Raw genomic sequence first — 21,105 nt, forward strand, 5'->3', positions numbered from 1 at the left:
TGCATGACCGGGCAACGGCAAGTCGACTCCGTCGATCGGACGGAACTGTCGTGACCCGGGCGAACCGGGCGTCTGGCGCCCGCGCCCGGCAGCGCGGGAAGTCGCTGCCGCAACTGCTGTCCGTGGCCGTGGAGTCGAACCCGAGCGGGCTCGCGCTCTCCTGGGACGACGGTGTCTCGGCGCCGGTGCGCTGGACCTACGCCGAGCTCGACGAACGTTCCAACCGCCTGGCGCGGCTGCTGATCGCCCGCGGCGTCGGTCCGGAGGACGTGGTGGCCGTCGGCATTCCGCGCTCGCCGGAATCGGTGCTGGCGATGTGGGCGGTGACCAAGACCGGTGCGGCGTTCCTACCGGTGGACCCGAACTATCCGCCCGCCCGCGTGAGCCACATGCTCGGCGATTCCGGTGCTGTGCTCGGCGTCGCGGTCGGTGCGGCGGTGGACCGATTGCCGGGTGCGCTCGACTGGCTGTGTCTAGACGACGACGGCGTGCGTCGCGCCACCGACGATCAGTCCGGCGATCCGGTGACCTTCGCCGACCGGGTGCGCCCGCTGCGGCTGCAGCACCCCGCCTACGTGGTGTACACCTCTGGTTCCACCGGCCTGCCCAAGGGCGTTGTGGTGACGCACGCCGGGCTGGCCGGGTACTGCGCCGAGCAGCGCGCGCACTACGCGATCGAGCCGACCTCACGCACCCTGCACTTCGCGTCGCCCTCGTTCGACGCGGCGGTGCTCGAACTGCTGATGGCGGTGGGCGCCGGGGCCGCGATGGTGCTCGTGCCCGCAGGCATTCTCGGCGGCGCCGAGCTGGCCGATGTGTTGCGTCGCGAGGCCGTCACGCACATGTTCATCACCACTGCCGCGCTGGCCTCGCTCGATCCGGCCGGGCTGGACGCGTTGGCCGTGGTCACGACCGGTGGCGAGGCCTGCCCGCCGGACCTGATCCGACGCTGGGCCACGGATTCGCGCCGGTTCCACGATTGTTACGGGCCGACCGAGACCACCATCGTGACGAATATCAGCGCGCCGCTGGTGGTGGGCGACACGATGAACATCGGTGCGCCGCTGCGTGGGGTGACCGAGTACGTGCTCGACGAGCGCCTGGTTCGGGTGCCCGACGGGATGATCGGCGAGCTGTACATCGCGGGCAACGGGTTGGCGCGTGGCTATCACCGTCAGCCTGGATTGACCGCGTCGCGTTTCGTGGTCGACCCCTTCGCCGGGGCGGACGGGCGGATGTATCGCACCGGTGACCTGGTGCGTCGCCGGGTGGACGGTGCGATCGAGTTCGTGGGGCGCAACGACTTCCAGGTGAAGGTGCGCGGGTTCCGGATCGAGCTCGGTGAAATCGATACCGTGCTGACCGCGCACGACACCGTCGACTTCGCCGTGACCATCGGGCACGAACTCGACAACGGCACCACGATTCTCGCCGCCTACGTGCACGCCGCACCCGGCGCGCGAATCGACACCGACCAGCTGTTCGAGCACGCGAGGACCGGTCTGCCCGCACATATGGTGCCGACCGCGCTCACCGTGCTCGACGCCATCCCGTTGACTCCCGTCGGCAAACTCGATCGGGCCGCGCTGCCCGCACCGACCCTGCGGGCCGAGGAATTCCGTGCGCCCTCGGGTGCGATGGAAGAGCTGGTGGCGCACATCTTCACCGAGTTGCTCGCGCCGGAGCACCCGGTGGGCGCCGATGACGACTTCTTCGCGCTCGGCGGCAATTCGCTGCTCGCCACGCGGGCGGCGGCGCGCCTCGGGGCAGAGCTCTCGGCGCGGGTACCCGCGGGTCACGTCTTCGAAAGTCCCACTGTCGCAGGACTCGCCACGCTGCTGGAGCCGCTGAAGGGCGCGGGCGGGCACGCGCCGCTGGCGCCGCGCGGGCGTCCCGAACTGATCCCGCTCTCGCCCGCGCAACAGCGGATGTGGTTCCTCAACCAATTCGATCCGAATTCCACGGCCGAGACGATCCCGTTCGCGCTGCGCCTGTCCGGACCGTTCGACCCTCGCGCGCTGCACGCGGCGCTGACGGACCTGGTCGGTCGGCACGAATCGCTGCGCACGTGGTACCCGGTCTACAACGCCGACGAGCGTGAGCGTGGTGCGCGCGCGGGCGAAGACGGTGCTGTGGTCGACGGTGTCGGCCACCAGGTCGTGCTGCCGATGGCCGAGGCTGTCCCCGATGTGCTGGTCGACTCGCTCACCGAGGACGACTTGCCGCTGTGGCTGGCGGAATTCGCCGGGACCGGGTTCGACGTCGCCGCTGGTGTGCCGTTCCGGGTGGCGTTGGCCGAGCTCGGGCCGCACGACCATGTGCTCGCCGTGGCCCTGCACCACATCACCGCCGACGGCGCCTCGGTGGCGCCGCTGCTGCGTGACCTGCTCGGCGCCTACCTCGCTCGTCGCAACCGCTCGCGACCCAGGTGGCAGCCGCTGCCGGTGCAGTACGCCGACTACACGCTCTGGCATCGCGAGTTGCTCGGCTCCGAAGCGGACCCGGATTCGGTTGCCACCGCCCAGATCTCGCACTGGCGCAGCGCGCTCGCGGGCCTGCCCGACCGCCTCGACCTACCCACCGATCGTCCTCGCCCGCCCGTATTCACCGGCCGCGGCGCCGAATTCGGTTTCCAGATCCCGGCGGCGGTGCACACCGCGCTCGCCGCGCTCGCCCAGCGCAGCGGCGCCTCCGAATTCATGGTCGTGCACGCGGCTTTCGCGGTGCTGCTCGGTCGCGTCGCGCACACCGACGACATCGCCATCGGTACCCCGGTGGCCGGGCGCGGCGCCCGCGAACTCGACGACCTGATCGGCATGTTCGTCAACACGCTGGTGCTGCGCTCGCACCTCGACCCGCGAGCGAGTTTCGCCGAACTGCTGCGCGCGACCAAACGCGCCGACCTCGCCGCTTTCGCCCACGCGGACCTGCCGTTCGAGCGCCTGGTCGAATTGCTCGATCCGGTTCGCTCGCAGGCCCATCACCCGCTGTTCCAGGTCGCCCTGTTCTTCCAGAACCTCGACCTGCCGAACCTGCGACTACCCGGCCTCGACGCCACACCGGTCGAATTCGGTGGTGCGGTGGCACGTTTCGACCTGCAGCTCACCATCGTGCCCGGCGCCGATCCGACCGAGCCGATGGCCGCGTCGTTCAACTACGCCACCGATCTGTTCGATGCCGACACCATCGAATCCCTGGCGGCCAGGTTCACCCATCTGCTCGACGCGGTCGCCACCGACGCCGATATCGCGATCGCCGACATCGATCTGCTCACCGAGGCCGAGCGTGAGCAGACCCTGGTGAGCTGGAACGACACCCGTCATCCGGTGCCGCCGGAGCCGATGCTCGACGCGTATCGCCGTGCGGTGCAGATACATCCGGACGCCACCGCGCTCGTCTACGCGGACACGGAGCTGACCTACCGGCAGTTCGACGAGCGCGTGAACGCCCTCGCCCGGGTGCTGATCGAGCAGGGCGTCGGTCCCGAAAGTCTGGTCGGCCTGGCCATCCGCCGCTCACCCGAACTGGTGATCGGCATGTACGCGGTGCTCACCGCGGGCGGCGCCTACGTGCCGCTCGACCCCGACCACCCGGCCGAGCGCATCGCCTACATCCTCGACACCGCCCGGCCCGCCTGCGTGCTGAGCACCCGCGCCGACGCCATCGCGGTCCCGGACGGCACCTCGTCGCTGTTGCTCGACGATCTCGATGTCGTCGGAATACCGGTTGATCCGGTCCTACCGTCGGAATTGCGCGCGCCGCTGCGCCCCGAGAACCCGGCCTACGTCATCTTCACCTCGGGTTCGACCGGCAAGCCCAAGGGTGTCGCGATCTCGCACGCCGCCATCCACAACCAGCTGGTGTGGATGCTGGCGAAGTACCCGCTCGCGCTGGGTGATGTCTACCTGCAGAAGACCGCGACCACCTTCGACGTGTCGCTGTGGGGCTATTTCATGCCGCTGCGCGTCGGCGCGAAACTGGTACTGGCCACCCCGGACGGCCATCGCGACCCCGCTTATCTGATCGACCTGATCGGCAAGCACCAGGTCACCGTCACCGACTTCGTCCCGTCGATGCTCACGATGTTCGCCGCCCAGGCAGCGGCCGAGGACTCCGGGCAGGCGGGCCACGCCGACCTGGAGTCGCTGCGCGAGATCTTCGTCATCGGTGAGGCGCTCCCCGCGGAGACCGTCGATGCCATGGCCGCGGTCAGCTCGGCCAGGTTGCACAACCTGTACGGTCCGACCGAAGCCGCTGTCTCGGTGACCTACTGGCCCGCCCGGCCGGGTGAGCGCTCGGTGCCGATCGGGCTGCCGCAGTGGAACTCCCGTGTCTATGTCCTCGACGAGCGGCTGCGGCCGGTGCCCCCCGGTATCGCGGGAGAGCTCTATCTCGCGGGGGATCAGCTCGCCCGTGGGTACCTCGCGCGGCCCGGCCTGACCGCCGATCGCTTCGTCGCCGATCCCTTCGCCTCGGTGTCCGGCAGCGGGTCCGAAGGGGCGCGCACTCCAGGCCCCGTGCGGGGTGCGCGGATGTACCGGACCGGCGACCTGGTGGTGTGGCGACGGCCCACCTCGAATGCCCCGCACCGACTGGACTACCTGGGGCGTATCGATTTCCAGGTGAAGTTCCGTGGTCAGCGGATCGAGCTCGGCGAGATCGAGACCGCGCTGTTGGCGCACGAATCCGTGAGCCAGGCAGTGGCATTGGTCGTCGCGACCGAGCTGGGTGATCAGCTGGTCGCCTACGTGGTGCCCGCCCACGGCCACGGCACCGAGCCGGACCGGCTGCGGGCCGCTGTCTCCAAAACCCTTCCGGTCTATATGGTTCCGGCGTCGATCACCGTGCTCGGCGAGCTGCCGCTCAACCCCAGCGGCAAGCTCGACCGCAAGGCACTGCCCGCGCCGAGCTTCACCGCGCGGGCGTTCCGCGCACCGAGCACCGCCCAGGAGCGGCTCGTCGCCGGTCTGTTCGGAGAAGTCCTCGGCCGTACCGATATCGGCGCCGACGACGACTTCTTCGCGCTCGGCGGCAACTCGCTGATCGCCACCCGCCTGGTCGCCCGGCTCGGTGCCGCCACCGGTGGCCGAGTCGCCGTGCGCACGCTCTTCGAAACCCCCACGGTCGCCGCGCTCGCCGCTGTCCTCGGCTCCGATGTGGTGGCGGAACCGACCTCTGGGCTGGGCACCCTGCCCCGCCCCGACGTGCTGCCCCTCTCGCCCGCCCAGCGCCGCATGTGGTTCCTCAACCGCTTCGACCAGGGCGCCGACGACGGAGCCGCCGCCTACAACCTCCCCTTCGCGCTACGCCTGACCGGCACCCTCGACGTGCCCGCCCTCACCGACGCCCTGCGCGACGTGGTGGCCCGCCACGAGGTGTTGCGCACGATCTACCCCGACACCGCCGACGGGCCGATCCAGCAGATCCTGCCGGTCGACGCGGTGGACCTCGACGTCACCGTGCACCGGATCGGTGCCGACCACGCGACAGCACAGGTGAGCGCACTCGCGTCGACCGCGTTCGACGTGACGACCGAGGTTCCGCTGCGGGTCAGGCTGCTCGACATCACCGGCAGCGGACCCGACGCGCCCACCGAGCACGTGCTCGCCGTGGTGGTGCACCACATCGCCGCCGACGCCTCCTCGATGGCGCCGCTGGTGCGTGACGTGACCACCGCCTACCTCGCCCGCGCCGCGGGCCATGCTCCGGATCGGGCGCCGCTGCCGGTGCAGTACGCCGACTACGCGCTGTGGCAGTTGGACCGGCTCGGCGCCGAGGACGACGCGGATTCCGCCGGCGCCGAGCAGCTCTCGTTCTGGCGTTCCGAACTCGCCGACCTGCCGGATCTGCTGGAACTGCCCGCCGACTACCCACGGCCCGCGGTCGCCTCGCTCCTGGGCGGCCGGGTGCCGGTGCGCATCGGCGCCGAGACACACGCCGCGCTCACCCGGATCGCGCGGGAGAGTGGCGCGACCGTGTTCATGGTGTTGCACACCGCCTTCGCGGTGCTGCTGGCGCGGTTGGCCGGCGCCGCCGATGTCGCGGTGGGGACTCCCGTCGCCGGACGCGGTGAGCGTGAACTCGATGATCTGATCGGCATGTTCGTCAACACCGTCGTGTTGCGCACCCGCTACGACGGTGGCGCCACCTTCGCCGAACTGCTCGCCGCCCAGCGCGCGAGCGATCTCGCCGCGTTCGCCGCCGCTGACATTCCGTTCGAGCGGCTGGTCGAGGTGCTCGATCCGCCGCGCTCCACCGCACGCCATCCGCTGTTCCAGGTGGGGCTTTCCTTCCAGAACGTGGACCGGGCCGAACTGGAACTGCCTGGATTGCGGATCGCGCCGGTGTCCGCGGAACTGGCTGTGTCGCAATTCGATCTGCATCTGATCGTCGGCGACGCGCACGACGCGCACGGGGCGCCCACCGGCATCGAGGGCTTCTTCACCTACGCCACCGATCTCTTCGACGCGGCGACGGTGACAGCCTTCGCCGACCGGCTCGCGCTGGTACTCGACGCCGTGGTGCGCGAACCCGCCGTGGTGGTGGGCGATATCGAGCTACGGACCGCCGCCGAGCTGGCCTCCGAAACAGTCAGCGGGGCAGCTGATCTCGCTGTGCCCGGCGGCACGCTCGCCGACCTGCCGATGGTCGCCCGTCCCGAAGCCGTCGCGCTCGTGGCCGATCTGCCCGAGGGTCGCCTCGAGCTCACCTACGCCGAGTTCGAATCACGGGTGAACAGGCTCGCGCGCCACCTGATCTCGATCGGGGTCGGCCCGGAGTCGCTGGTCGCGCTCGCCCTGCCGCGTTCGATCGATCTCGTGGTCGCGATGTACGCGGTGACCAGGTCCGGCGGCGCCTACGTGCCCATCGACCCCGATCAGCCCGCCGATCGCACCGACTACATCCTGCACACCGCCGCTCCGATCTGCGTGCTCACCAAGGGCTTCCGTACCGATGCCGCGCCGGTGGTGCGGGTCGACCACCCGGTGATCGCCTCCGCCGATCCGCGCCCGATCACCGACGCCGACCGCCGCGCGCCGCTGCACCCGGAGAACACCGCCTACGTCATCTTCACCTCGGGCTCGACCGGTCGCCCCAAGGGTGTCGCGGTGCCGCACGCGGCGGTGGTCAATCAGTTGCAGTGGCTCCGTGGTGAATTCGGTACGACCGCCGCCGATGCCTTCCTGCTGAAGACTCCCGCCACCTTCGACCTGTCGGTCTGGGAATTCTGGTCCGCCGCCGTCTGTGGCGGCCGCCTGGTGATAGCCGCCCCCGACGGCCACCGCGATCCCGCCTACCTGGATACCCTGATCACCGACGCGGGCGTCACCACCCTGACCGCCGTGCCCTCCCTGCTCGAGGCGCTGTCGGGCTACTGGGAGTCGCACTCGCACGACGAGAACGGCGCCGGGCTCACGGGTTCGGGCCGCGTCGGTCCGTTGACCCGCATCCTCGCGATCGGCGAGTCCCTGCCCGCCACACTGGCCCAGCGCTTGCTGAAAGCCTTGCCGGGCACCAGGATCGACAATCTGTACGGCCCGACCGAGGCCGCGGTCTCGATCACCGATCACCGGGTCAGCGACGCCGATGTGCTGACCGTGCCGATCGGCGGTCCCGAATGGAACAGCCGCGTCTACGTCCTCGACGAGCGCCTACGCCCCGTCGCCCCCGGCATCAGGGGCGAGCTGTACCTCGGCGGCATCCAGCTGGCTCGCGGCTACCTGCGCAAGGCGGCCCTGACCGCCGAACGCTTCGTCGCCGACCCGTTCGAGCCCGGCGCGCGCATGTATCGCACCGGCGACCTCGTCGCCCGCGCGGTGGGCGGCGAGCTGATCTACCTGGGCCGCAGTGACTTCCAGGTGAAGGTCCGTGGATTCCGGGTGGAGCCCGGTGAGGTGGAAGCCGTACTGCTCGGGCTGCCCGGGGTGACGCAGGCCGCGGTGCTGGCTCGTACCGACCCGCACTTCGGTGACCGGCTGGTCGCCTATGTGGTCGGCGCGGATCTCGATGTCGCGCAGCTGAAGTCCACGCTGCGGGACAAGCTGCCGACCTATCTGGTGCCCGACGCCTTCGTCGCGCTCGCGGAGCTGCCCTACACCGTCAACGGCAAGCTGGATCGAAAGGCGCTGCCCGCGCCGGTCTTCGAGGCCGCCGCCTTCCGTGCCCCCGCGACCCACACCGAACAGCTGGTCGCGGAGGTCTACGGCGAGATCCTCGGCGTCGCCTCCGTCGGCGCCGACGACGACTTCTTCGCCCTCGGCGGCAACTCGCTCCTCGCCACCAGGGCCGCGGCCCGGATCGGGACGGCGCTCGATCGCTCGATCGGGGTCCGGTTGCTGTTCGAAGCGCCGAGGGTCGCCGATCTCGCACTGCGCGTGCACCGCTCGGACGAGGCGACCACGCCGCGCCTGCTCGCCGGACCGCGCCCGCAGCGGGTGCCGTTGTCGCTGGCACAGCAGCGGATGTGGTTGCTCAACCGGCTCGATCCCGACGCGACCGTGTACAACATCCCGGCCGCGATCCGCCTCACCGGCGCCCTCGACCTGCCCGCCCTCAGCCTCGCCGTCGCCGACCTGTTCGCCCGGCACGAGGTCCTGCGCACCCGCTATCCGGCGCGCGGGGACGTGCCGATCCAGGATGTGCTCGCGCCCGATGCGGTGCGCGTGGACCTGACGCCGGTCGAGGTCGCGGGCGACGAGCTCACCGACGAGGTGCGCCGGACCGTCGCCACCGGATTCGACGTCACCGCCGCGCCGCCGGTCCGGTTGCGGCTGCTGCGCCTCGGCGCCGACGACCACGTCCTGGTGTTCGTCGCCCACCACATCAGCGCGGACGGGTTCTCGATGGGCCCGCTCACCCGCGACCTCGTCCTCGCCTACACCGCGCGCACGGCGGGCTCGCCGCCCGCGTGGTCGCCGCTGCCGCTGCAATACGCCGATTACGCCGTGTGGCAACGAGACGCGCTCGGTGACGAGGCGGACCCCACCTCCACGGCCGCCGCCCAGCTGGCCTACTGGCACGATGAGCTCGCCGGGCTGCCCGAGGAAATCGCGCTGCCCGCCGACCGGCCGCGTCCGGCGGTCCAGTCGTTCGCGGGCGCCACCAGCACCTTCGAGATCGACGCCGCACTCCACGCCGAACTCGCCGGACTGGCCCGCGCGCAGGGCGTCACGGTGTTCATGGTCGTGCAGGCCGCGCTCGCGGTGCTGCTCGCCAGGCTCAGCGGCACCGACGACGTCGCCATCGGCACCCCGATCGCGGGCCGTGGCGCGCGTGAGCTCGACGATCTGGTCGGCATGTTCGTCAACACCTTGGTGCTGCGCAGCCGGATCACCGAGAGCGATCCGTTCACCGCGCTGCTGACCCAGACCCGCGACACCGACCTGCGCGCCTTCGCCCACGCCGACGTCCCGTTCGAGCGGGTGGTCGAGGCGATCCAGCCCGCGCGGTCGGCGGGCAGGCACCCGCTGTTCCAGGTGGCCCTGTCGTTCGAGAACCTCGCCCCGGTGGCCTTCGAACTGCCGGGGATCACGGTGGGGGCGCTGGACGCCCGCACCGCCGAGGCCAAGTTCGACCTGTTGCTCACCGTGCGTGAGCAGCAGGACAACGGCGGCATGTACGCCGAATTCGGCTACGCGACAGACTTGTTCGACGCGGCGACCGTAGATAGCTTCGGTCAGCGCTTCGTCCGTCTGCTCGCCGCCGTGGCCGCGGACCCCGACCTGGCCGTGGGCGATATCGACCTGCTCGATCCCACCGAATTCCGCGCGCAGATCACGTTCGCGGGCCCGGCGGCCGAGCCGGAGCGCACCCTCGCGCAGTTGATGAACGACGCGGTACGCGCCAATCCGAGCGGCATCGCCCTGCGCGGCGACGGTCGCGGATTCACCTACACCGAACTCGACGCCGCCGCCAACCAGCTCGCGCGCGGTCTCATCGCGCGCGGCGCCGGTCCGGAAGCCGCTGTCGCCGTGGCGATTCGACGTTCGGTCGAATCGGTGCTCGCGGTGTGGGCGATCGCGCGGACCGGCGCGGTGATCGTGCCGATCGACCCCGGCTACCCCGCCGAGCGGATCAGCCACATGGTCACCGACTCCGGCGCCGTCTTCGGCATCACCCTCGCCGCCGAACTCGCCGAATTGCCCGCGCTGCCCGGCGACGGCGGCTGGGTCGCGCTCGACGATCGGGCGTTCACCGCCGAGATCGCCGGGTGCGCGACCGTCGGCCTGCGCGAGATCGAACTGCTCGCGCCGCCGAACACCGGCAACGCCGCGTACATGATCTACACCTCCGGCTCGACCGGTCTGCCCAAGGGCGTCGTCGTCACCCACGCCGGACTAGCCAACTTCTGCGCCGAGCAGAAGCAGCGCTACCATCTCGACTCCGCTACGCGGGCACTGGCTTTCGCCTCACCGTCGTTCGACGCGTCCATGCTGGAACTGCTGCTCGCCATCGGCGGGGCGGGCACCCTCGTGGTCGCTCCCGCCGGATCCGTCGGCGGCACCGAACTCGCCGAGCTGATCCGCACCGAGGGCGTCACCCACACCTTCCTGACCCCCTCGGTTCTGGCCACCCTCGACCCCGACGGTCTCCCCGGTCTGCGCGCCCTGATCGTCGGCGGCGAGCACGTACCCGCCGACCTGGCCGCACGCTGGAACACGCTGCCCAAGAGGCATTTCCACAACGGGTACGGACCCACCGAAACCACCGTCATGACCGCCATCAGCGACGCGCTGCGTCCTGACGACGCCGTCCACATGGGCGGCCCGATCCGTGGCACCCGAGCCCTGATCCTCGACGAACGCCTGCGTCCGGTCCCCGAAGGCGTCACCGGCGAGCTCTATCTCGGCGGTGTCCAACTGGCCCGCGGCTACCACCGGCGTCCGGCTCTGACCGCGTCGCGCTTCGTCGCCGACCCCTTCGGCGATCGGCCCGGTGCGCCCGCGGGCGCACGCCTCTACCGCACCGGCGACCTCGTCCGCCGACGCGGCGATGTTCTCGAGTTCATGGGCCGCAACGACTTCCAGGTCAAAATCCGTGGTCTGCGCATCGAGCTCGGTGAGATAGACGCTGTGCTGGCCGCCGCGCCCGGCGTCGCCTGGGTCACCACGCTCGGCCGCGACAACGGCAGCGGCTCGACGATGCTGGTGTCCTACGTCATGGCCGATCAGGGCCGCGCTCTCGACACCGCCGAGCTCACCGCGCTCGCCGCACAGGTGCTGCCCGACTACATGGTGCCTGCCGCGATCGTCGTCCTCGACGAAATTCCGCTGACCCCCGTCGGCAAGCTGGATCGGCGAGCGCTGCCGGACCCGTCCGCCGTCCGCGGCGAATACCGCCCGCCACGCACCGCCGCCGAGAAGACCATCGCCCGCGTGATCGGCGACGTTCTCGGCCACGACCGGGTCGCCCTCGACGACGACTTCTTCGCCCTCGGCGGCGACAGCATCACCGCCATCCAGGTGGTGTCGCGGGCCACGACGGCCGGCGTGGTGCTGCGCCCGCGTGATCTGTTCGACGCGCGCACCGTCGCCGCGCTGGCCGGACGCGCCGACGTCACTGTCGAACCGGGCGTCCCGTCCGCCACGCTCCCGCTCACCGCGACCGCCGCCCAGCTCATCGAAGCGGGAGCGAGCGTCGTCGAACCCCGTGCGGTACTGCTCGAGGTCCCGGCCGACTGCCCGGACCAGGCCGTCGCGGCCGCCGCGGCCGCGGTGATGAGCCAGCATCCGATGCTGTGGGCGCTGCTCGACCGCACCGGCGACACCCCGGTGCTGCGCATCCCGCCGCCCGACGAGCGCACCGGCGGCGCCTTCCGCAGGCTCGACACCGAAGACGGTGAGTCCTCGCTGCCCGTCGACGACATCGTCGCCGCGGCCGCCGCGGCGCTCGACCCGGACGAGGGGCGCAATATCCACTTCGTGCTCACCGGCGACGCCGGTAGCTCGGCCACCCTGGTCGTCGTCGCGAATGCCCTCGTCCTCGACGAGAATTCGTGGCGCGCGGTGATCGACCAGCTGACCTCCGCATGGAGTCGCGGCCGGCACGCCGCGCCCGCCGCGCCCGATGCCGGACTCGGCGATCTGGTACGCCGACTCGCCGAGTACCCGTCCACCCCCGCGGCGCGCGTCGAACGTGAGTACTGGCACCGCGCGATCCGTTCCAGGGCAGGCGAATCCGTCGATCTGCACCAGCGCAACCGGGTCTCGCTGAGCATCACCGGTGAGGGCACCACCGCGGTGCGCACGGTCGCCGACGCCTACCGCGCCACCGTGGACGAGGTGCTGCTCACCGCCGCCGCGCTGGCACTGCACACCGGGGCCGAGACCACCGCGGCACGGGTGATCGGCACGGTGGTGCGGCTGCGCGCCGACCAGCGCCTGCTCGGTCGGCCCGACGCCGAGGACGTGGTCGGCGGGTTCACCACCGACTACCCGCTGGCACTGCGCCTGGACGGGATCGACGTCGCCGACGCGCTCGTCGGCGGTCCGGCCGCGGGGACGGCCCTGGCCCAGATCAAGGAACTGCGCCGCGCGGTCCCGGCCCACGGCGCCGGTTTCGGCCTGCTCCGCTACCTCGACGCCGAGACCTCCGACAGTGTCCGCACGCTGGACCGCGGCCGATTCGCGGTGCGCATGCGCGACCTGCGCCCGGCGCGTGTGCACACCGACGTCGCCACCGACGACCTGGCATTGGTGCTCACCGTCGATGCCACCGACGACGGGTTGGTCGCCCGATTCGACTACGCCACCGCCGTACTCACCGCGGACGCGGTCAAGACTTTCGCCGAACACTGGATCCGCGCGCTCGGCGGACTCGCAGAACACGGATTGCGGCCCGGTGTGGGCGGATTCACGCCGTCGGACTTCCCGTTGGTGCGTCTGGGCCAGACCGAGCTGACGCGCCTCGTCCGTCGCTACCCGCTGCTCAGCGACGTATGGCCGGTGACCCCGCTGCAGTCGGGGATGCTGTTCCACGCGCTGCTCGCGGAGAACTCGGTCGACCCCTACATCACCCAGTTCGTCCTCGACCTCGACCCGTCTGTGGACGCCGAACGACTGCACGAGGCGGCCCAGGCCGTGCTCGACCGGCACGACAACCTGCGCGTCGCGTTCGCCACCGACGCCGCGGGCACCCCGCTGCAGGTGGTGCTCGACGACATCGACGTGCCGTGGCAGGTCATCGATGCCGACGACGCCGCCTACCAGCGCATTCGCGCCGCCGACCTGGCCACGCATTTCGACATGGCCGCCGCGCCGCTGTTGCGGTTCACCCTGGTGCGCACCGAGGGGACCGCGCATCTGCTCGTCACCAGCCATCACATCCTGATCGACGGCTGGTCGACGCCGCTGCTGCTGCAGGAGCTGCTCACCGCGTACATGATCGGCGGCCGGAGCAGGCGTCTGCAGAAGGTCGCGCCCTACCGCGACTACCTGGCCTGGCTCGTCGACCAGGATCTCGAAGCCGCCAGGACGGCATGGCGCACCGCGCTCACCGGCCTGGCCGAGCCCACTCCGCTCGCGCCCGTCGATCAGGGCCGCGAGATCGCCACGGGCACGGGGGAGACCGGCTTCGCGCTCTCGCCCTCGGACACCACCGCGCTGAGCGAGCTCGCCGCGAGCCTGGGCGTCACGGTGAACACCGTGGTCCAGGCGGCGTGGGGTCTGCTCATCGCCCGGCTGGTGGATCGCGACGACGTGGTGTTCGGCGCCACCGTCTCCGGCAGGCCCGCCCAGCTCGCGGGTGTGGAGCGGATGGTCGGGCTGTTCCTCAACGCGATTCCCGTGCGGGTGCGGGTGCGTCCCGGCGATACCGTCGCCGAGTTGCTGCGCAGGCTGCAGGACGATCAGGCCGCGCTGCTCGATCATCACTACCTCGGCCTCGGTGAGATCCAGGAGATCGCGGGCATCGACGCGCTGTTCGATTCGCTCGTCGTGTTCGAGTCGTTCCCGGTCGACCGCGAGGGGCTCGCACAGGCCGCGTCCGGGTCGGCCGCCGTCACCGGGATGGACGCCGCCAACGGCACCCACTACCCGCTCACCGTGCAGATCGTCGCCGATGGACAGCTCCGGGTCTCGGTGAAGTACCTGCGCGATGTGTTCGGTGAGGACACCGCGAATGCCATGGCGCAACGCTTCTCGATGCTGCTGGCGAGGTTCACCGCCAGCCCGAACGCCAGGATCGCCGAGATAGACGTGCTGCTCGCGGAGGAGCGCGCGACGCTGGCGGCGGTCAACGCCACCGACGCGCCCGAACTGCTCGACGAGGCCACCCTGCTGTCGTTGTTCGACGCGCAGGTCAAGCGCACACCGGACGCCACCGCGCTGATCGACGGTGAAACCGTCTACACCTACGCGGAATTCGACGACCGCGTGCGCGCGCTCGCCGCCGGGCTTCGGGCCGAGGGAGCCCGGCCGGAGACGCTTGTCGCGGTCGCGATGCGGCGCGGGATCGACCTGGTGACCGCGATCTACGCGGTGCTGCGGACCGGGGCGGCGTATGTGCCGGTCGACCCGGACCATCCGGCCGAGCGGACCGAGCGGGTGCTGGCCGCCGCCGCGCCGATCTGCGTACTCACCACCGGCGGATTCACGACCACCTCGGGCATTCCTGTCATCGAGATCGACGCTCTCAGTGGTGAAGTGGCTGATCTGGAGATGCCGAAGGCGGACAATCTCGCCTACGTCATCCACACGTCCGGGTCCACCGGAACGCCGAAGGGCGTCATGCTGACCCACCGGCAGCTGGTCAACCAGTTCCGCTGGGCACAGCGCACCTACCCGCACGGCCCCGGCGACGTGGTGCTGCACAAGACCCCGGTCACCTTCGACATAGCCACCTGGGAGTTGTTGTGGCCGTTGCACACCGGCGCCACCGTGGTGATCGCCGCCCCCGACGGGCACCGTGATCCGGCCTACCTGGCCGAGGTGATCGCCGAACGCGCCGTCACCACCGTGCATTTCGTGCCGTCGATGCTGGACGCGTTCCTCACCGACCGCGACAGCGGCGAGTTCCCCTCGCTGCGCTGGGTCTTCGCGGCGGGTGAGGCGCTGTCGTCCTCGACCGCCCGCCGGTTCGCTCAGGTGGTGCCCGAGGCGACGCTGGTCAACTGGTACGGACCCGCCGAGGCCACCGTGGTCACCGCGGCGCAGGTCGAAGCCGGTCCCGCCGTGGGTATTCCGATCGGCACGCCGGTCGCGAACACCCGCGTCCATGTGCTCGATCGTCAACTGCGACCGGTCCCACCCGGTACCGCGGGGGAGCTGTACCTGGAAGGCGTACAGCTGGCCCGTGGCTACCTCGGCGCTCCCACGCTCACCGCCGAACGTTTCGTCGCCCGTCCCGGCGGCGGCAGGCTCTACCGCACCGGCGACGTCGTGCGCTGGACCTCCGACGAGAGCCTGGAATACCTGGGCCGCAGTGACTTCCAGGTGAAGCTGCGCGGGCAGCGGATCGAACTCGGCGAGGTCGAGGCCGTACTGCGCGACCACCACAGCGTCCGGCACGCCGCGGTCGCGCTCGTGCACGGCCCGACGGGTGACCGTCTGGTGGGCTACATCGTGCCTGCGGAGGCGCAGGTCGAGGAAGCTCGAGCGGCGGCTCGCCCCGAGGGCTACTCGATCGAAAGCGGCTCCACCACTGTCGGTTTCGATCAGTCCGCGTTGCTCTCCCATGCCAGGGCGGCGCTCCCGTCGTACATGGTTCCGGCCAGCCTGGTGCTGCTGCCTTCCCTGCCGCTCAACGCCAGCGGCAAGCTCGACCGCAAAGCCCTGCCCGTCCCCGCCTTCACCACCCGCGCCTACCGCCCGCCGACCACGCCGTTGCAGCGTGCGGTCGCCGAGGTCTACGCGGAGGTACTCGGCGCGGGCAAGGTCGGTCTCGACGACGACTTCTTCGAACTCGGCGGCAACTCCCTGGTCGCCACCAAGGCGATCAGCCGATTGCGCACCAGGGTCGGCGCCGAGGTGCGGGTGCAGTGGTTCTTCACCGACGCCACCGTCGCCGCGCTGGCCGAGCGGATCGACGCCACCCAGTCCGCAGGCGGTGAACACGATCTCACCTCCGACCTCGAATCCGACGACGCCCTCGGTGTCCTGCTGGCCATCCGCAACCGGGTCCCGCACGGTACCGAGGCGGGCGGCGCGCTGTTCTGCATCCACCCGATGTACGGGCTGTCCTGGTGCTATGCCGGTCTGGCGCAGTACATTCCGGCCCGGCGACCGATCTTCGGCCTCCAGTCGCCCGCGCTCAGCGAGGCGGGCTACCTACCGGGCACGCTCGCCGAGATGGCGCGCCGCTACGCCGCCGAGATCAGGACCCAGCAGCCGCACGGGCCGTACCGGCTGATGGGCTGGTCGCTGGGCGGTGTGCTCGCCCACGCCGTCGCGACCGAACTCCAGGCGGCGGGGGAGCAGGTGTCGCTGCTGGCGATGCTGGATTCGCATCCTGATATCGACGTGCCCGATTTCCACACCGCGGTCCGCGACGCGCTCGCCGAACTCGGCGTCGACATCAGCGCGGCGCTACCTGCCGCGGGCGTGCGGGAACTCAGCGAGGACGCACTGGCCGCGCTGCACGCGATCATCCCGGCCAACATGGCCGTGCTCACCCCCGAACGGGTGCGCCGGATCTATCGCAGCGCGGTGCGCTCGGCCGAATTGATCGCCGAGCACCGGCCCGCGGTGTTCCAGGGCAGGCTCGAATACTTCAGCGCGCTCGGACACGAGGCGGCAGCGGCGAATTGGGCCCCGTATGTCGACGGCGCGGTGCGTGATCGACCGGTCGCGGTGGTGCATGATCAGATGACTTCGCCGCAGGCGCTGGCCGAGATCGGGCCACGTTTGGCGGAGCTGCTCGACGCCGGTGACCGTGCGGCGGGGGCGCGGTGACATTTACGCCGGGGCGCGATGACATCAGTGGTGCCGGTGAGGCATGATGTGACCGCGCTGTTGTAACGATTACCCCTGTTGTAGCTACCGGATAACCCGTAGGGTCTGGCGTGTTGCAACTTCGTGCCCTGCAGGGGAGCACGGACCGAATCGGAATTCGAGACGAAGCGAAGGTGCGAAATTGATGCGTCGGCACACCCGGCGTCGTGGCTCCCGGGCCGCGGCGATGATCGCGGCAACGGCAGTGGCGGCGGGACTGATGTCCGGCATCGGTACGAGCCCGGCATCAGCTGACCCGATCATCGATTCCAAGAGCCTGCTCGCCAACCCGGTCTCCGAGGACGGCTCCAAGATCGTCAAGGCCGAAGTGAAGGACTCGCGCAGTCTGCGACTGCACGTGTACTCCGCGGCCATGGACCAGAACATCATCGTCGACGTGCAGCGCCCCGCCGACGCCTCGGTCCCGCGTCCCACCCTGTACCTGCTCAATGGTGCGGGCGGCGGCGAGGATTCGGCGTCGTGGGTGGCCAAGACCGACGCGCTCGAGTTCCTCGGCGACAAGAACGTCAACGTCATCCAGCCGATCGGCGGCGCCTGGAGCTACTACACCGACTGGATCAACGACGACCCGGTCGTCGGGCGCAACAAGTGGAAGACCTTCTTCACCGAGGAGCTGCCCCCGCTGGTCGACGGCGCGCTGGGCACCAACGGTGTGAACGCGATCGCGGGCCTGTCCACCTCGGGCACCACCGTGCTCGCGCTGCCGATCGCCAAGCCCGGCCTGTACAAGGCGGCCGCGGCCTACAGCGGTTGCGCGCAGACCTCCGATCCCGTCGGTTCGGAGTTCGTGAAGCTCACGGTCGAGACCTGGGGCGGCGGCAACACCCTGAACATGTGGGGTCCGGAGGGCTCGGCGGAATGGGTCGAGAACGACCCGTACGTGAATGCCGAAGGCTTGCGCGGCGTCGATCTCTACATCTCCACCGGCAACGGTCTGCCCGGCCCGTACGACACCCTCAACGGTCCGTACGCGCTGCCAGGGGCCTATGGCCTGGCCAACCAGATCGTGATCGGTGGCGTCATCGAGGCGGGCACCAACTACTGCACGCACAATCTGGCCAACCGGCTCAACGAACTCGGTATCCCGGCGACCTTCAACTTCCGCCCCAGCGGCACCCACTCGTGGGGCTACTGGAAGGACGAGCTGAAGCTGTCGTGGCCGACGCTGGCTCGCGGACTCGGCCTGTAGACGGATCTTCTCTCGAACCGCCCCGGTAGCGAGTACGTCGCTGCCGGGGCGGTTCCATTTCTTCGACCTGCCCTCGACGTTTGCGAATTGTGGTTAACTTAGGTTGACTGGTCCAACCTGGTTCGCGTAACGGAAAGTGAGTGCATGGTCGCCGATCGCAGTGAGGCCGAACAGGCCCGCGAGCCGACGACCGCACCTGCCCGCGTCGTGCGCCGCAGGCCGAAGGACCGCAAGATGCAGATCATGCGGGCCGCCGCCCGTGCGTTCAGCGCGCGGGGTTACTACCCGGTCGGCGTGGACGAGATCGCCGCCGAGGTCGGCATCTCCGGGCCCGCGCTGTATCGCCACTTCGCCAACAAATACGCGCTGCTCGTGGCCGCCGCCGAAGAGGGTGCTCGGGGTTTGCGCGATGTCGCCGCCGCGGCCGACGACCCGTCGCTGAGCCCGGAAGCCAGGCTGAACGCGGTGCTCACCGCCGTCGCCGAACGCAATATCGACATCCGTCGCGAGGCCGGGCTCTACCGCTGGGAACGCCGCTACCTCGAGCCCGATGACCGGGTGCGCATTCGCGCGTTCTATCGCGAACTCGAGTCGAACGTCGCCGCGCGGATCGCCGAGGTGCGGCCGGAGGCGAGCGCCGACGACGTGATCCTGCTCGCGGTCGGCGCGCTGAGTTCGCTGGCCAGTATCGCCGCGCACCGCACCACCCTCTCGCACGGACGCATGCTCGCGGTGCAGCTCCAGATGGCCTGGGCGATCGTGCGCGCCGAGTTGCCGCCGACACCGGCGGATGCAGAGCCCGACAAGCAGACCCGTGGGCTGCCGGTGACGTCGAAACGTGAACAGCTGCTCACCGAGGCGATCCGGATCTTCGGTCGCAACGGGTATCACGAATCGGGCATCGAGGAGATCGGCGCCGCCGTGGGCATCAACGCCTCGAGCGTGTACCGCCACTTCGACAGCAAGGCCGACCTGCTCGCGGCGGCCTTTCATCGCACCGCCGACCGACTCGCTGTCGCGATCGGCGAGGCGCTGGCCGAAAGCGACGACCGCGCCGACGCTGCCCGCCGCATCGCCGACCAGCACGCTCGCCTCACCTTCGCGACGCCCGAGATCATGCCGGTCTACTACGCGGAGTTCAGCAACCTCCCGCAGGCCGAGCAACACCGCCTGCGCGCCATCCAGCGACAGAACATCCTCGAATGGGCGAACCTGCTCGACGACGACCCGATCGAAGCGCGCTTCCGCGTGCACGCCGCCGTCGGCCAGATCATCGACGTCGGTCGCCTGCTGCGCTTCGACTCGCGCCCCGAACAACTGGCCCGCCTCACCGCACTCACCGACGCGGTGTTGCTCGGCAGCGGCTCGGCGGACGAGAACTAGCAGGTCAGCCGCGGCCGTGGCGGAGGCGGAAGATCGCTCTCGCGGTCTGGAGGTGCCCAGGGCGACGGTCGAAGGTGGACAGCCGGATCGGCGCCCGGTAGCGCCTGCGGGCGATCGACATCGTGCGGCTGTATTCGTGCAGACCCTGCTGACCATGGCTGTGGCCCTGGCCGTATTCGCCGACCCCGCCGAACGGCAGGGCGGGGATGCCGGTGAACGCGGTCGACGAGTTCACCGTCACCACACCCACTTTCAGCTGTTCGGCGATGAACTCGGCGCTGGGGATGTCGAGGGTGAAGATGGTGACGGCGATGCCGTTGCCCGCCGCGTTGACCCGGGTGACCGCGTCGGCCAGGTCGGCGACCCGGTTCACCACGAGCACCGGGCCGATGCCCTCGCCCGTGATCGCGATGCTGTCTTCGGGGACCTCGGCCAGCACGATCGGCTCCACATACGGGTCGCGGAACGAATCGAGTCCGCCCAGCACCGCGTGCCCGCCGTGGGCGAGCGCGTCGCGAACCTGTCTGCGCACCACGTCGACCTGGGCGGCATTGATCATCGGTCCGTAGGAGGCGCGATTGTCGGCGCCGGGACGCAGCTTGGCCGCCCGCTCCGCCACTTTGGCCAGGAAGTCGTCGAAGACCGAATCGGCGACATAACAGCGCTGGATGCCGGAGGAGTTCTGCCCGGCGTTGGCCATCGCGCCGAACACCGCCGCCTCCGCAGCCGCGTCGAGCACCGCGTCGACGTGCACGATCATGCTGCCCTTGCCGCTGTTCTCCACCACCACCGGCGTGAGCGACTGGGCGCACAGGGCGATCACCTCGCGTCCGCGGGCCTCGGGCCCGGCGTAGGCGATCTTGTCCACCTCCGCTTTGCACAGGGCGGTCGCGGTCCGCGAATTACCGGTAACCGCCTGCAGTACGGGCTGTTCGGGCGAGACCGCGGCCCAGCTGTCGGCCAGCCAGGTGCCGACGCCGGTACTGAGCTCGTGCGGATTGAACACCACCGTGTTACCGGCTGCCATGGCGTAGGCGATCGAACCCATCGGCGTGAACACCGGGTTGTTCCACGCGCCGAGCACCCCGATGACGCCCAGCGGCAGATAGCCGACGGAGGCATGCTGATTGCGGGTGAACCAGCCGGTGGACAGGCGGCGGCGACCCAGTGTGCGCGCGGCGTTGCGGGCGGCCCAGTCCAGATTCTCCACCGCCAGCATCACTTCCAGGGTGGCGTCGGCCTCCGGTTTGCCGGTCTCGCTGCGCAGAATCTCCACCAATTCGCCTGCGTTGCGGGCGATCTGACGACGCCACTCGAGTAACAGGCGCTTGCGCTCACCGAATTCCAGTTCCCCCCACCAGTTCTGGGTGGCCCGGGCGGTGCGCACCGCACGGGTGACCTCGGCGGTGCCGTGGACGGGATACTGCGCGAGCTGTTCACCGGTGCGCGGATCGAAGGCCGTGAGCACATCGGATCGACCGATCGGCGCGGCAGTGGAAGCCGACTCGACCATGGTCACCTCCCCACAAGATCGAACACGCCCGCGTGCGGGCCGGTGAGACGAGTGTTTCCCCGCTGTCAGCG

Annotated in this window: 4 protein-coding genes; 3 read left to right on the forward strand and 1 reads right to left on the reverse strand. The window is 70.2% G+C overall.

The genetic code is table 11. The features are described 5' to 3' along the window. The first annotated feature begins 50 nt into the window (after positions 1–50). The 3 genes from OHS03_RS32070 (at position 51) to OHS03_RS32080 (ending at position 19,521) form a co-directional block, all read left to right on the forward strand. Complete coding sequence (locus OHS03_RS32070; RefSeq protein ID WP_328659185.1) at positions 51–16,889, forward strand: non-ribosomal peptide synthetase; 16,839 nt, start codon at positions 51–53, stop codon at positions 16,887–16,889. A gap of 226 nt (positions 16,890–17,115) precedes the next feature. Further along, the gene (locus OHS03_RS32075) at positions 17,116–18,138 is read left to right on the forward strand and encodes an alpha/beta hydrolase (RefSeq protein ID WP_056819268.1); all 1,023 of its coding nucleotides are present in this window, start codon (positions 17,116–17,118) and stop codon (positions 18,136–18,138) included. Positions 18,139–18,282: 144 nt separating this feature from the next. Beyond that, on the forward strand, positions 18,283–19,521 hold the full coding sequence (locus tag OHS03_RS32080; protein ID WP_328659186.1) for a TetR/AcrR family transcriptional regulator: 1,239 nt from the start codon (positions 18,283–18,285) through the stop codon (positions 19,519–19,521). A 4-nt stretch (positions 19,522–19,525) separates the two neighbouring features. Here OHS03_RS32080 and OHS03_RS32085 read toward each other — a convergent pair whose 3' ends face one another. Continuing rightward, positions 19,526–21,034 carry an aldehyde dehydrogenase family protein gene (locus OHS03_RS32085; protein WP_063004852.1) on the reverse strand — a complete coding sequence of 503 codons (1,509 nt, stop codon included), beginning with the start codon at positions 21,032–21,034 and terminating at the stop codon, positions 19,526–19,528. Between the last annotated feature and the right edge of the window lie 71 nt (positions 21,035–21,105).

The sequence above is a fragment of the Nocardia salmonicida genome (assembly GCF_036142455.1).
Classification (GTDB): Bacteria; Actinomycetota; Actinomycetes; order Mycobacteriales; family Mycobacteriaceae; genus Nocardia; species Nocardia salmonicida.

Coding starts and splice junctions, on each gene's coding strand:
- OHS03_RS32075 (WP_056819268.1), top strand. CDS start 17,116: ATGATCGCGGCAACGGCAGTGGCGGCGGGACTGATGTCCGGCATCGGT.
- OHS03_RS32085 (WP_063004852.1), bottom strand. CDS start 21,034: ATGGTCGAGTCGGCTTCCACTGCCGCGCCGATCGGTCGATCCGATGTG.
- OHS03_RS32080 (WP_328659186.1), top strand. CDS start 18,283: ATGGTCGCCGATCGCAGTGAGGCCGAACAGGCCCGCGAGCCGACGACC.